Annotated in this window: 11 protein-coding genes and 1 pseudogene; 5 read left to right on the top strand and 7 right to left on the bottom strand. The window is 73.2% G+C overall.

Annotated features, from left to right (window positions below; translation table 11 throughout):
- Positions 1 to 108: 108 nt before the first annotated feature.
- From ABEB09_RS18895 to ABEB09_RS18905, 3 genes are all read right to left on the bottom strand, one after another.
- Positions 109 to 1,701 (bottom strand): transporter, encoded by a 1,593-nt coding sequence (locus ABEB09_RS18895; RefSeq protein ID WP_345691097.1) that lies wholly within the window; start codon positions 1,699 to 1,701, stop codon positions 109 to 111.
- Positions 1,698 to 2,585 carry an ABC transporter ATP-binding protein gene (locus ABEB09_RS18900; RefSeq protein WP_345691098.1) on the bottom strand — a complete coding sequence of 296 codons (888 nt, stop codon included), beginning with the start codon at positions 2,583 to 2,585 and terminating at the stop codon, positions 1,698 to 1,700. The genes ABEB09_RS18895 and ABEB09_RS18900 overlap by 4 nt, the downstream gene beginning before the upstream one ends.
- Positions 2,586 to 2,734: 149 nt before the next feature.
- A complete protein-coding gene (locus ABEB09_RS18905) occupies positions 2,735 to 3,409 on the bottom strand; it encodes a bifunctional DNA primase/polymerase (protein WP_345691099.1) in 675 nt (224 codons plus the stop codon).
- A 296-nt stretch (positions 3,410 to 3,705) separates the two neighbouring features.
- Between ABEB09_RS18905 and ABEB09_RS18910 the strand changes: the two genes are divergently transcribed.
- Together ABEB09_RS18910 and ABEB09_RS18915 are read left to right on the top strand one after the other, a co-directional pair.
- The gene (locus tag ABEB09_RS18910) at positions 3,706 to 5,088 is read left to right on the top strand and encodes an NsdA family TPR-like regulatory protein (protein ID WP_345691100.1); all 1,383 of its coding nucleotides are present in this window, start codon (positions 3,706 to 3,708) and stop codon (positions 5,086 to 5,088) included.
- Between the two features lie 107 nt (positions 5,089 to 5,195).
- On the top strand, positions 5,196 to 6,476 hold the full coding sequence (locus ABEB09_RS18915; protein ID WP_345691101.1) for a hypothetical protein: 1,281 nt from the start codon (positions 5,196 to 5,198) through the stop codon (positions 6,474 to 6,476).
- Positions 6,477 to 6,480: 4 nt separating this feature from the next.
- Here the strand turns inward: ABEB09_RS18915 and ABEB09_RS18920 are convergent, their stop codons facing one another.
- Positions 6,481 to 7,755 carry an ABC transporter substrate-binding protein gene (locus ABEB09_RS18920; protein WP_345693987.1) on the bottom strand — a complete coding sequence of 425 codons (1,275 nt, stop codon included), beginning with the start codon at positions 7,753 to 7,755 and terminating at the stop codon, positions 6,481 to 6,483.
- A gap of 240 nt (positions 7,756 to 7,995) precedes the next feature.
- Between ABEB09_RS18920 and ABEB09_RS18925 the strand changes: the two genes are divergently transcribed.
- Together ABEB09_RS18925 and purU are read left to right on the top strand one after the other, a co-directional pair.
- Entirely contained in the window at positions 7,996 to 8,442 is a 447-nt protein-coding gene (locus tag ABEB09_RS18925; protein WP_345693988.1) for an SCO4402 family protein, read from the top strand.
- Positions 8,443 to 8,524: 82 nt separating this feature from the next.
- On the top strand, positions 8,525 to 9,376 hold the full coding sequence (gene purU, locus ABEB09_RS18930; protein WP_345691102.1) for a formyltetrahydrofolate deformylase: 852 nt from the start codon (positions 8,525 to 8,527) through the stop codon (positions 9,374 to 9,376).
- 169 nt (positions 9,377 to 9,545) lie between these two features.
- Here the strand turns inward: purU and ABEB09_RS18935 are convergent.
- Both ABEB09_RS18935 and ABEB09_RS18940 read right to left on the bottom strand, forming a co-directional pair.
- Positions 9,546 to 10,796, bottom strand: a pseudogene (locus tag ABEB09_RS18935) (zf-HC2 domain-containing protein).
- Complete coding sequence (locus tag ABEB09_RS18940) at positions 10,793 to 11,380, bottom strand: sigma-70 family RNA polymerase sigma factor (RefSeq protein ID WP_345691103.1); 588 nt, start codon at positions 11,378 to 11,380, stop codon at positions 10,793 to 10,795. The pseudogene ABEB09_RS18935 and the gene ABEB09_RS18940 overlap by 4 nt, the downstream one beginning before the upstream one ends.
- A 185-nt stretch (positions 11,381 to 11,565) precedes the next feature.
- Between ABEB09_RS18940 and ABEB09_RS18945 the strand changes: the two genes are divergently transcribed.
- The gene (locus ABEB09_RS18945) at positions 11,566 to 11,940 is read left to right on the top strand and encodes an STAS domain-containing protein (protein ID WP_345693989.1); all 375 of its coding nucleotides are present in this window, start codon (positions 11,566 to 11,568) and stop codon (positions 11,938 to 11,940) included.
- 370 nt (positions 11,941 to 12,310) lie between these two features.
- Here ABEB09_RS18945 and ABEB09_RS18950 read toward each other — a convergent pair whose 3' ends face one another.
- Positions 12,311 to 13,813: a class I adenylate-forming enzyme family protein gene (locus ABEB09_RS18950; protein WP_345691104.1), complete on the bottom strand. Its 1,503-nt coding sequence runs from the start codon at positions 13,811 to 13,813 to the stop codon at positions 12,311 to 12,313.
- Positions 13,814 to 13,841 lie beyond the last annotated feature (28 nt).

A 13,841-nucleotide genomic window follows, 5' to 3' on the forward strand; every position in this document is an offset into this window, starting at 1 on the left:
CCTCAGGCCGGGTGGCCGTTCCTGCTGTGCCCACCCGTTCCGCCCTTGGCGGAACGCATGCCCACAGCAGGAACGGCGCGACAGCGCCACAGCACGACCGGCGCCCCGCTACGCCTTGCTGACTGCTGTCAGGATTTCGGGGAGCCGGCGGGACGTGCGGGCCGCGGCCAGGCGGAGGCCCGACCAGATCAGCAGGGCCCCCCACGACGCCCCCAGCGGCAGCAGCAGCCACTGCCCCGACGAACTGTCCGCCACCCTCGCCCAGATCAGCATCACGATCAGCGGCGACGCCAGCAGCGCGGACCCCACCATCCCGCCCAGCATGGAGAACCACGCCAACGACCCCTGCCCGGGCGCCGCGTTGCGGTGCGACTCCTGCGGCACCGAGTACGGGAAGTACGCCGACGCCCACGCCCCCATGCCCACCATCGCGCCCAGCACGCCGAACGACAGCCCCAGCGCGTCCGGCAGCTGCCGCCAGTCGCCCAGCAGCGCGGCCGACACCACCGTCACCAGCGTCACGTACGGCAGGTTCACCACCAGCAGCGCCATCGCCCGCGCCCGCAGCTCCTCGTACGCGTCGCGGGTCGACGAGACGGTCATCGAGACCATCCAGAACGCCGAGCTGTCCTGCCCGAACTGGTTGTACATCAGCGTGCCGAGCATGCCCGCGGCGAAGCACGCCCAGTAGACCGATCCGGTGCCCTGCCAGGCGTTGAAGAGCGGGATGAGGGCGCCCAGGACGAGCGCCGTCACCCACAGGGACTTCGTCTTGGGATCGCGCCAGCCGTACCGCAGCGCGCGCTGCATCACCGCGCCCGTACGCCCCTCGGGCCACAGCCGCCCCACCCCGGCACCGCCGCGCTTCTCCCGCGCCGTGTCCGCGGCCGCCAGCGTCGAGCTGTCCGGCGCGGTCATCAGCTTGGTCAGACTGCGCCGCCACAGCACCAGCAGCCCGGCCAGCGCCGCGCCGGCGAGCAGTAGCTGGACGACGGCCACGCCGTACGCGCCCTCGCTCGCGGAGTCCACCGCGCCGATCGCCGAGGCCGGCGGGATCCACCGGACGACCTCCGCCACCGGCTCCAGCGGCGCCAGCCCGCCCGCCCGGCCCAGCCGCTGCGCGCCGAAGTTGACGAACTGGATGCCCACCGCGATGACCAGGCCGCTGAGCAGCGCGAGGTCCCGGCCCTTGCGGGAGGTCAGCAGCCGGATGTTGGCCGCCGCGACCGTCCTCGCCAGCGCCACGCACACCAACAGCACCAGCGGCACCGCGACCACCGCCACGGCCACCGCGAACGCCCCGTGCGCCACGGAGATCCCCGCGCCCAGCGCCATGCACAGCGTGAACAGCGGCCCGATCCCCACCAGCGACGCCACCAGCAGCGCCCGCACCAGTGGCCCCGCCTGCAACGGCAGCATCACCAGCCGCGTCGGGTCCAGCGTCTCGTCACCGCTCGGGAAGAACAGCGGCAGTACCGCCCACCCGAGGGCCAGCACCCCGGTCACCAGTACGCCCAGCGTCGCCGCGTGCGCATGGCCGCGCAGCAGCAGGAACCCGAGCAGCTGCCCGGCCGCGAACAGCAGCGTGAACACGATCGACACGATGAACACGGCCGTGCGCCCCGACGACTGCCGCAGCCCGTTGCGCAGCAGCGACAGCTTGAGCCGTACGAAGACCGGCGTCAGCGCAGCGCCCTTCACCGCGCACCACCCTGTGCCCCGCCGCCCGGGCCGCCCTGCGTGCCACCGCCCGCACCACCGGCGCCGCCGCGCGCACCGCCCAGCCAGTCCAGCGACTCGCCCGCGTCGCGCGCGTCGGCGCCCACCAGTGCCAGGAACGCCCGCTGCAGCGACGGCGCGTCGCCCCGTACCTCGGCCAGCGTGCCCTGGGCGCGGATCTGCCCGGCCGCCATCACGGCGACCCAGTCGCACAGCGACTCCACCAGCTCCATCACATGGCTGGAGAAGATCACCGTCGCGCCGGAGGCCGTGTAGCGCTCCAGCACCCCGCGGATGGTCTGCGCCGAGACCGGGTCCACGCCCTCGAACGGCTCGTCCAGGAACAGCACCTCGGGGTTGTGCAGCAGCGCCGCGGCGAGCCCGATCTTCTTGCGCATACCGGTCGAGTAGTCGATCACCAGCTTGTGCTGCGAACCGGCCAGGTCGAGCACGTCGAGCAGCTGCGTGGCCCGCTTGTCGACCTCGGCGCCCGGCAGCCCGCGCAGCCGCCCCGTGTACGCCAGCAGCTCCCGCCCCGAGAGTCGCTCGAACAGCCGCAGCCCTTCGGGGAGCACCCCGATCCGTGCCTTCACGGCGGCCGGGTCCTGCCACACGTCGTGCCCGGCGACCTCGATCCGGCCCTGGTCGGGCCGCAGCAGCCCGGTCACCATGGACAGCGTCGTCGTCTTGCCCGCCCCGTTCGGGCCGACGAGCCCGATGAACTTCCCCGCCGGCAGGGCGAGGTCGATGCCGGCGACCGCGACCTGCTGGCCGAAGCGCTTCCAGAGCCCTTCCACGCGAACGGCGGGCGGCGCCGCCCCCGACGCTCCACCCGCCATGTCAACTGCATCGTGCCGGTCCGGCATGGGCCCTGCCTTTCATGTCCCCGTCATGTCATGCGGGAACAGCCTACGGACGAGCCGTCGGCGACGCAGGGTGATGATCCGGCAGTCTGCGCTGGTCAGCGTTGCCCGGTCGACGCAGTGGTCACCGCCCCGGGCAGCGGTTCAGCTGGTCAGCGCCGGGCCCGGGCCGCGGCCGCCTCCCGTCCGCACGCGTACGCCAACGGGCTGATCAGCTCCTCGGCGTCGGGCAGCCAGCGGTTCGCCGGGGTGGGCCGCCGCGCCCACTGCACCGCGCCCTGCCCCCCGACCCGGGTGGGCGGCGCCGCCACGTAGTGGCCCTCGCCCCTGGCGACCAGGTCGATCCCGGACGGCGACCAGCCCAGCTTGCGGATCAGGTCGGCCACCTTCACGGCGGCGCCCGGCAGCACGAAGAACATCATCCGGCGGTCCGGGGTGCACGTCACCGGCCCGAGCGTGAGATCCATCCGCTCCATCCGGGCCAGCGCCAGGAACCCGGCCGACTCCGGCACGTCGAGCGCGTCGAAGGTACGTCCGGTCGGCAGCAGGATCGACGCCTTCGGCTGTTTCCCCCACAGCCGGCGGGCCGCCACCGCGCTGCCCGTCGCCTGTGTCGCCCAGTCCGGCCGGGCCGGGTGGGCGCCGGGCGCGGGGCAGGCGGTGTCGCCGCACGAGCACTGCTCGCGGCCGTCGACCGCCTCCAACCACGTGCCGGGGAACACGTCCCAGTGCCGCTCTTCCGCGTACCGCACGGCGCTGTCCAGCAGCTGCTCCCCGCGCTGCTTGGGGATCTGTGCGGCTTCCGTGACTCCGATGGTCTCTTCCACGGACAGCTCAACTCCCCACCCCACGGGGGGTTACGGGGCGCAAAGGCGAAGGGCGAGATGCATCGATTCGGCATGTGGGGCGCATGGATGCACGCGCGGGGGCGCGCACGGGCGGCGGGAGCCGCGGGCGGGTAGCCACAGACGGGGGAGGGGCGTCAATGCGGGCGTCTCCCGGTATTGCACCGTAATGCACTGCATTGTCGATGTTTTGGTATTACAGCGCCAAGTTCTGCATTCTCCGGACATCAGCCGGGCAGTGATCGACTGACTGATCACCGGCACCACAGGGGGTAGTCATGGCAGCGAGGCCGCTCGTCGCCCGTCAGCCGAACGAACGGCTGCAGGCTCTCATCCAGGAAGCGGGGTGCTCCAACGCCGGGCTCGCCCGCCGCGTCAACATGGTCGGATCGGAACGCGGACTCGATCTGCGCTACGACAAGACATCGGTCGCACGCTGGCTGCGCGGACAGCAGCCACGCGGCCGCGCCCCCGGCATCATCGCCGAGGCCCTGGGGCGCAAGCTGGGCCGTACGGTCACGATCGACGAGATCGGCATGGCGAACGGCAAGAACCTGGCCAGCGGTGTCGGCCTCCAGTTCTCCCCCACGGTGCTGGGTGCCATCGAGCAGGTCTGCGAGCTGTGGCGCAGCGACGTCGGCCGGCGGGACTTCCTCTCCGGCTCCACGGTCGCCGCGTCCGCGCTCGTCGAGCCGAGCCGGGACTGGCTGATCACCGGCCCCGACGCCCAAGTGGCCCGCACGGCGGGGGCGAAGGTCGGTCTGTCCGACGTGCGCGCGGTACGGGCGATGACCGACGCGCTCGTCGACCTCGACCACCGCTTCGGCAGCGGCCATGTACGGCCCGTGGTGGTCCACTACCTCAACAGCGTCGTGTCCGGGATGCTGTCCGGCTCGTACCGCGACACGGTCGGTCGGCAACTCTTCTCCGCGGTCGCGCGGTTGACGGAGCTGGCCGGGTACATGGCCGTGGACACCGGCCAACCCGGCCTGGCCCAGCGCTACTACATCCAGGCGCTGCGGCTGGCGCAGGCCGCGGGGGACCGCGGCTACGGCGGCTACGTCCTGGCCGCGTCCATGAGCCACCTGGCGGCGCAGCTCGGGAACCCCAGGGAGATCGCCCAGTTGGCGCGGGCCGCGCAGGAAGGCGCACGGGGGCACATCACGCCGAGGGCCGAGGCGATGTTCCTGGCGGCCGAGGCGCGCGGGCACGCCCTGCTCGGGGACGCGCGGACGTGCCAGGAGGTCGCGGGGCGCGCGCTGTCCGCGCTGGAGCGGGCCGAGCCCGCGTCGGGCGACGACCCGGAGTGGATCGCGCACTTCGACCACGCCTACCTGGCCGACGAACTCGCCCACTGCCACCGGGACCTGGGCCAGGCGCAGACGGCGGCCCGCGCTGCCTCCGACGCCCTGCACGGGCATCCGGAGACCCGGGCGCGCCGGCGGGCGATCGGCCTCGTCCTGCTGGCCACGGCGCAGGTCCAGCAGCGCGAGGTCGAGCAGGCCTGCCACACGGGCACCCGCGCGGTCGAACTCCTCGGCACCCTGCGGTCGTCGAGGGGTACGGAGTACCTGGACGACCTCCAGCAGCGGCTGGAGCCGTTCGGCGACGAGCCGGCCGTCCGCGAGTTCCTGGCCCGCAGGGAACTGCAGGCGGCGTGAGGGGCGGGGCTCTTGGGGCGTGCGTAATGACACACCCGAGTGCGGGGGCGGCGATACACCCGGTAGCGTGAGCCGACGGTTGCGTAGGTTCACACGTAGGAGTCCCGGTGACGCAGAGCGGACACGGCCAGGACGGCCAGTCGTGGGGTCAGCCCTCGGGCCGGCCCTGGGGGCCGCCGCCCCCGCATCCCGGGGCGTACGGGGCTTCGGGCCGGCCGCTCCCGCCGGAGGCCCCGCCGGGCCACGCGGCACCGGGTCAGGCCATGCCGCCGGGTGCGCCGGCCGGGGACGCCGCCACGCAGTACCTGCGGCCGGTCCCCCCGGAGACCCCGGCGGAGTCGACCGCGTTCCTCGGCACCGGCTTCGGCACACAGCCGCCGCAGCCCGCCCAGGCGCAGCACGGGCAGTACGAGCCCCCGCAGCACCCCCAGCAGCCGCAGCACGGGCAGTACCCGCAGCAGCCGCGGTCCGCGCACCCCGACTCGGAGGCGACGCAGTACATTCCGCCTGTAGCGGGACGTTCCGGGCCGCCGGCCGAGTTCGACAACCTGTTCCGTGACGACGCGGCGGGCGCGACCCAGCAGATGCCCCGCCTCGACGCCACGCCGCCCGCCGCCGCCCAGCAGCGGCACGGCTACGGCTACCCGCCGCCGCAGCCGTACGGGCACCAGCAGCCGTACGGCCAGCAGCCGCCGGCCGCCGCGTACCAGCAGCAGCCGGCGTACGACGACGGGTACGACGAGCCCGCGCCGCGCCGGTCCTCGAAGCTGCCGCTCGTCGCCGCCGTCGTGATCGGCTGCGCCGTCGTCGGCCTCGGCGCCGGCGCCCTGCTGAGCGGCGGCGACGGCGAGGAGAAGGGCAAGGGCGACACCACCGGGATCGCCGCCGCGTCCTCACCCACGCCGAGCGCGCCCGCCCAGCCGCCGGCCGACCCGGCGAAGGCGCAGGCGGAGGAGCTGGACAAGCTGCTCGCCGACAGCGGCAGCAGCCGTGCCACGGTGATCAGTTCGGTCGAGAACATCAAGCGGTGCAGCGAGCTGGACAAGGCCGCGAGCGATCTGCGGGCCGCCGCTCAGCAGCGGCGCGGCCTGGTGACCCGGCTCCAGGCGATCAAGGTCGACAAGCTGCCGAGCCACACGGAGCTGACGGCCGCGCTCACCAAGGCGTGGCAGGCGTCGGCGGAGGCCGACGACCACTACGCGGCCTGGGCGGAGCAGGTCAAGGGCCGGAAGGGCTGCAAGGACGGCCGCGCCCGCTACACCGGCCGCACGGCGCAGGCCGGTGTGGCGAGCGGCGAGGCGACCACCGCCAAGCAGCAGGCCGCGCGCCTCTGGAACGGCATCGCCGAGACGCACGGCCTGACCAAGCGCCAGCCCACCCAGCTCTAGCGAGCTAGGCGCGGGAGGAGCGGGCTTCCAGGAGTGTCGGGCCGACGTCCACGAAGCCGTTCTTCTGCGCCACGAGCCGGCCCCTGCGTACCACCTGGAACGTCACGACGTGGTTGACGATCCGGGGGAAGCCGGGCGTGCCGAGCATGTCCTCGTACCGCCAGCGCAGCACGGGCGTCAGACCGCCCGTGTTGACGCGCAGGCCGCGGTCCAGGATGAGGGCGATCTTGCCGGGGGTGATCTCGGTGTCGCCGAGCGCCTCGACGACCTTCTTCAGGACGGTGTAGGCGATCCAGGTGGTCTGGACGCCGGCGTCGGCCGGGTCGATGCGGTTGTCGCCGAAGGCGTGTTCCTGGATGACCTGCTTCATCGGCTCCCAGCGGGGGTCGCCCGCGTCGGGGTACCAGCCGGTGATGTAGGCGCCCTCGAAGGGCCCGGAGGCGCCGCCGGTGCGGTCGACGAGCAGCTGGTCGACGCTGCCGAGGACGGAGGAGACCTTGATGTCCCGGCCGTCCGAGGGCAGGCGCCGGAAGGAGTCGAAGAAGTGCGCGGTGCGTTCGCCGAGCGCGGCGGTGACGCAGCCGCGCTCCTCGCCGGCGCGCTTGCGCGAGCGGGTGGCGACCGCGGTGTACTCGCCGGCGTCCTCGGCCGCCGGGATGTCGGCCGCCTGGCGTTGTTCGCCGTGCGCGAGGCCGGAGTTCAGGAGCGGGGGCAGGTAGTCGCCGGCGATGCTGTCGGGCCGGACGAGGGCGACGCGGTCGCAGGAGGCCGCGAGCTGCATGCCGTTGCCGGCGAGCAGGGCGACCTGGCCGCCGTTGACGGGGTAGGACAGATAGCTGGTGAACTCCTCGTCGGACAGGCCGTAGCCGCCGATGTACGGGATGTTCGCGGCCTCCAGCGGGGCCATGAAGGCGCGGCCGTGCTGGCTGTACGAGCCGACGACGGCGACCGCGCCCTCCTTGATCGCGGTGCGCGCGCAGGTGGCGGCGCCCGTGGCGGTGTTGCCCTCGTTGCAGGTGATAATGCGCAGTTCGTGCCCGTTGATCCCGCCCTGGCTGTTGACCCAGCGGGCGTATGCCTGCGCCATGGCGGGCATTCCGGGCATGTTGGTGGCTTTGGTTTCTTCGGGAGCCCAGGTCATCACCGTGATGGGCTCCCTGGAGCCCCCCGTGGCTCCAGGGAGAGCACCACAGCCGGTGAGGAGGGACGCCGAGACGAGAGCCGCCGCGGCCCCGATGGATACGGAGTAGGGAGAACGTCGCCTGCCGTTACCGGTCATGGACACGCACACTTCCGCCTCATGGGTAACGCGGGAGTGTGCGCGCTTCAACGCTCGGTGACATGCAGGTGAATTACGGGCGCCCGGCTCCACGTACGGTGGAACACGTACGATCCGCCCTGTGCCGGACACCTTCCGGCGCGCACGGACCCCTAGCTCGTCCGGCCCGGCTCCGCAAGGACCGAGCCCACAAGGTGAAGGCAGATGAACTCTTCCCGTCGCGGCCGTCGCTCATCCACCATGGGCGGCATGCCCCTCAATGACATGCCGTGGTGGCGCTGGCGTGCGAACGTGCGCTCGGCGCTGCACATGCTCTCCGACACCCGCTTCCACGAGGAGTGCTGGCTGGCGGGCAGGGAAGGGTACGGAGACGTCACCGACGCCGTGTACCGCCTGGTCGAGGACACCTGGCTCGACAACTGGTCCGCCGAGAAGTACGTCGGCACGATATTCCGCGACTCCGGCGAGGCGGCGCTGGTCGACGTCGCGGTGCTGCGCGTTCTGCGGATCATGCACCAGGTCGGCCCCGACGCCCCGGTCTCCGTGTACCTCGACCACCACGGCTGGCCCGAGGCCGTACGCGCCGCCCGCGAGGCCCACGTCCGGCTCGCGGCGAACGACGGCGAGGACCCGGACGAGCCGCCGCGCTCCCTGGACGTCCTGCGGATCATGACCCGCACCGCCTGACCGGCGGGTCGGGCAGGTCCGGGCCGGTCCGGCAGGCGGACGGGCGGACGGGGTGGTCCGCCGGATGTGGCATCCTGCAAGGATGACCGACCAGTATGTCCTCACCCTCTCCTGCCCGGACAAACAGGGCATCGTGCACGCCGTGTCGAGCTACCTGTTCATCACGGGATGCAACATCGAGGACAGCCAGCAGTTCGGAGACCGGAACACCGGCCTGTTCTTCATGCGGGTCCACTTCTCCGCCGAGGCGCCGGTGACCGTGGACAAGCTGCGAGCCAGCTTCGCCGCCGTGGGCGACTCCTTCGAGATGGACTGGCAGATCCACCGCGCCGACGAGCGCATGCGGGTCGTGCTCATGGTGTCCAAGTTCGGCCACTGCCTGAACGACCTGCTGTTCCGCACCCGGATCGGCGCGCTGCCCGTCGACATCGTCGCCGTGGTGTCCAACCACACGGACTTCGCGGAGCTGGTCGCCTCGTACGACATCCCGTTCCACCACATCCCGGTCACCAAGGACACCAAGGCGCAGGCCGAGGCGCAGCTGCTGGAGCTGGTCCGCTCCGAGAACGTCGAGCTGGTCGTCCTCGCCCGCTACATGCAGGTCCTCTCGGACGACCTGTGCAAGCAGCTCAGCGGCCGGATCATCAACATCCACCACTCGTTCCTGCCGAGCTTCAAGGGCGCCAAGCCCTACCACCAGGCCCACGCCCGCGGTGTGAAGCTGATCGGTGCGACGGCCCACTACGTGACGGCCGACCTCGACGAGGGCCCGATCATCGAGCAGGAGGTCGAGCGCGTCGGCCACGAGGTCACGCCCGAGCAGCTGGTCGCGGTCGGCCGCGACGTCGAGTGCCAGGCGCTGGCCCGCGCGGTCAAGTGGCACGCGGAGCGCCGCATCCTCCTCAACGGCACCCGGACGGTCGTCTTCGCCTAGGGCGGCGACACGAACGCGCGGCCCGCGTCCCCGGCGTACCGGGAGCGCGGGCCGCTTCGGAAGGGCGACGGTCAGCCGACCGCGCGCACGGCGGAGTGGTACTGGTCGGCCGTCTTGAGGCAGGCCGCCTTCGCCCGCTCGCGGAGGGCCGGCGTCAGCGGATCGGCCCTCAAAGGCGGCTGAGTGAAGCCGCGGCGAAAAGGACGTCCTTGATGGCCTCGCGGTCGCCGTCCTGGCCCGCGGCCGCCTCCTCGGGCGAGATACGCCCCGCCACCAGCTGGCAGAACTCGACGCCGTCGAGCGCGACCTGGGCCACCTCCTGGTCGGGCGAGCCCACCGCGGCCGGCGAGTCCAGGGCGATGTACCAGTGGCCGCCGCCCGAGCCCTCGACCTCCAGGTGCAGGGAGCGGCCCGGGGCGCCCGCCTCCACCAGCGCGCGCGGCGGCCCCGCTAGGCCCGCGCGGCGGCGTTCGGCGAGTGCGGCCGGCAGCAGCCGCGCCGCCAGGTCGATCATGCCGTGCAGATGCGCGCCGCCGGCGGCTCGTACGGGTAGTCCACGGCGCACGCGATGTCCTCCGCGTGCACCCAGCACTCGAAGGCCCGGTCCAGCAGGGCGTCCTGGAGGGGCAGCGAGAACGTCCCGTACGGCACCGATCAGGTCACCCACGCCCGCACCGGCGAACGACACGGTGCGCACCAGCGCGTGCGCCTGGTCGCGCCAGCGTCCCCGCACGCACGGCGTCGCCGGCTGCCGGGCGGCCGACCAGTACGCCTCCGTGCGGGACGCCGGGTCCTGCGGCGCGTCCGGGTCCCGCGCACCCAGCGGGTCGTCGAGGTCCAGGGCCGTCGCCACCAGGCCGTCCACCGCGAGGAGATGGCCGATCACCCCGGCCACGGTCGTGCTGCGGCTCACCTGCCGCTCGCCCTCGAACCACTTGAGCCGCACCGATGCGTGCCACTCCGACTCGCCGATGTCCCGCAGCAGCGCGTCCAGTCGGGCGGTCTCCGCGTCGTACGGCCCCGCCCACGCGGGGACCGGGATACGGGCCGGGCGGCGGCCCAGGCAGTTCTCCAGGACCCGCGACCTGAGCAGCGGGTCCAGGTCCAGGTCGCGCTCGCTGTGCAGTAGCCCCACCGCGTCCCGCAGCCGCAGCGCCTCCTCGGCGCACGGCGCGCACTCGGTGAGGTGCGCCTCGACGGCGGCGGTCTCCTCCGTGGAGCACGCCGTCAGCGCCCACGCCCCGAGCAGCGACTTGAGCACGCCGTGCGGCAGCTGGGGCGCGTCCGGCGCGGGCGGCGGCGGGGTCAGGTCGTCGGCGGCCGCCCGCGGCGCCGGTATGCGCGGTGCCCGGCCCACCTCGTCGCGGCCGTCGTCCCGGCCGCCGCCGTCCTCACGGCCGCCGTCGAACGGGCCGGTCACAGCGGTGACCCTCCGAATCCCGGCGGGGGCGGGCCGTCCATGGGCCGCGTGTGGGCCGTGGACAGCAGCTGGAGGCCCAGCCGCAGCCGGCGGCGCGCCTCCTCCTCGGTGACCCCGAGGTGCGCGGCGGTCTGGCGGTAGTCCCGGCGCTGGAAGTACGCCAGCTCCAGCGCCTTGCGCAGGGGAGCCGGCATGGACGTGACGATGTAGTCGGCGCGGGCGGCCACGGCGGCCCGGCGGACCTTCTGCTCCAGCTCCTCCGTGGAGCCCTCGCCGCGCTCGGCGAACGCCCTCGTCTCCGCCTGGCGCAGGCGGTACACGGCCTGCCGGCGGGTCAGCCGGGCGATCCACGCGCGCAGCGAGCCTTCCTTCCTGGGGTCGTAGGCGTCGGGGTTCTCCCACACGTACCCGAAGACCTCGCGGGTGACCTGGTCGGCGGCCGCCTCGTCCTCCAGGACGCGGTGGGCCGTGTTGTGGACGAGCGAGGCGTATCTGTCGTACAGCTCGCCCAGTGCGGCCGCCTCGCCACGCGCCAGCCGCTGCTGCATCTTGCGGTCCCAGCGCGGCGGTGTGTCCTTCGCCATCCTTCGAATGTAATGCGCTGTCACGCCGATGGACCGTCCTTTGCGCAAGACCCGGTGGCAGGCGGCCGTTGATGGTAGGAAAACCGTCACTCTGCCGCTGACGTGTTTCAGGTGAGCAGGATGGGGCAGCCGCGCCTGGAAGAGAAGCCTCCGGTTGGCTTCGTGAGGAAGGGTGCGGGCGCGTGATGGTGAGCGTGGAGCGGGCCGACCACGGTGCCTGGGCCGTGCTGCGGGTCAGCGGCGAACTCGACCTGGTGTCGTCGCCGGTGGTGCGGCGGCGGGTGCACGACGTGGTCGCCGAGGGCCGCCACCACGTGGTGCTCGACCTGTCCGGGGTGCGGTTCTGCGACTCCAGCGGCGTGGGCGTGCTGATCGCCGCCCGCCGGCTCCTGCACTCCTGCAGGGGCGGGCTGCGGCTGATCCTGCCCGCGCGGGGCGCGGTGGAGGGGGCGCATGTGAACCGGGTGCTGGCGGCGCTGGGCGTCCACCGCCTGTTCGACGTCCACCCCGACATCCCCTCGGCCACCCGCGCCCGCGTCCCCCGACCACTGTCGGCTTGACCCCGCGCCGACCCCGCCGGCACCGCCGTTCCTCACTGCGGACCGGCGTTGCCTGTACCGCCGTTCCGTCGTTGTGGGCTGGCGTTGCCTGTGCCGCCGGTCCTGCTGTGGGCAGTCGTTCCGCAGGGCGGAACGGGTGGGCACAGCAGGAACGGCCCCCCCGGCCTGAGGGCCCCTTCGCACCACGATGGTGGGTGGGTCCGGTGGCGGCCCGGGGGTCACGTGCTCAGATTGGCTCGCTCGGGCCCGTGAGAGTGAAGCGTCCCAGCGCCGCCAATCCTGCGCGCGCGACCCCCGGTCCACCCCCGTTCCGTGCGTGGGCGGCTGACTGCCGGTGGGGTTGGGTGGGACCGCCCGCCCGGTGGGCGGCTCACCCCCGGTGGGTGTCGTACTGTTCGCGGAGTTTGTACTTCAGGACCTTCTGGAGTGTTTCGTTGCGGGGCAGGGTTTCGACCAGCTCCAGTTGTTCCGGGAGCTTGTGGGGTGCGAGGCCGGCCGCGCGGAGGTGGGTGGTGACCGTCTCCAGGGTGAGCCCCTCGCCGCCCTCCACGACCGCGCACACGCGCTCCCCCCGCACCGCGTCCGGCAGGCCGATCACCGCCGCGTCCCGCACACCGGGGATCTCGTGCAGGAGGTTCTCGATCTCCTTGGCCGAAATGTTCTCCCCCTTGCGGATGATGATGTCCTTGACGCGTCCCGTGACGACGAGGTGCCCGGACTCCGTGAGGTGCCCGAGGTCGCCGGTCCGCAGGTAGCCGTCCGCGTCGAACGCCTCGGCCGTCCGCGCCGGGTCCAGGTAGCCCCGGCAGACGGCCTCGCCCCGCAGCCGGATCTCGCCGTCGACGATGCGGACGTCCATGCCGGCCGGGGGTCTGCCCTCCGTGTGGGCCAGCTGCTCGGGGGTGTCGTCCGGCGACCCCATGGTGATCATCGGGACCTCGGTCATGCCGTAGCCGTGGGTCAGCCGGCAGCCCAGTTCGCGTACGACGGCGTGGTACAGCTCGGGCGGTTTGGGCGCGCCGCCGCCCGCGAGCAGCCGCAGGGTCGGGATCAGCCGCTCGCCGGGCGGCAGTGTGCGCTGCTCGGCGAGGAAGAGGGAGTAGAAGGCGGTGGAGCCGCCGGCGATGGTCACGCCGTGCCTGCGGTAGGCGTCCAGCGACCCGGGCAGCGCGAACCGCTCCAGGAGCACCGCGGGGAACCCGTACAGCAGCAGCATCACCAGGTAGTCGGGCCCGCCGATGTGCGCGAACGGGAAGGCGATGGAGCCCACGTCGTCCGCCGTCGGCCGCAGCGCGTGGGCGAGGCAGGAGCCGCCCGCGAGCAGTGAGCGGTCGGTGTGCAGGACGCCGCTCGGGTCGGCGGTCGTGCCGGACGTCCAGTAGATCCATCGCACCTCCGTACCGGACGCGGGCGGCGGGGGCAGTACGGACGGGTCGCCGTCGGGCAGCTCCGCGTACGCCTCGAAGACGCCCCGCGCGCCGAGCCGGGCGGCCATCGCGGTGTGGTCGAAGCCGCGCCACTCGCCGGGGACGGCGAAGAACGCCGCCCGGGACTCGCGCAGCGCGAACCGGGTCTCGCGGTCGCGGTGGAAGGGGATGACCGGCGTCTGTACGGCTCCGACGCGGGCGAGCGCCAGGGAGAGGACCACGGTCTCGATCCGGGTGGGCAGCTGCCAGGCGACGACCGTGCCGGGGCGCACGCCCATCCGCCACAGTCCGGCGGCGGTGCGCTCGGCGCGGTCGCGCAGGCCGCCGAAGGTGAGGACGCGGTCGTCCTGGAGGAGCGCGCGCCCGTCCGGGGTGAGCCGGGCGCGGCGCTCCACCAGCTCCCACAGGGTGCGGGAGGTGCTGAGGCCGGCGGTGTCCTTGGTCATGGGGCCTCCCGGTGGGGCGAAGTCATTG

Source organism: Streptomyces coeruleoprunus, from assembly GCF_039542925.1.
Lineage (GTDB): Bacteria > Actinomycetota > Actinomycetes > Streptomycetales > Streptomycetaceae > Streptomyces > Streptomyces coeruleoprunus.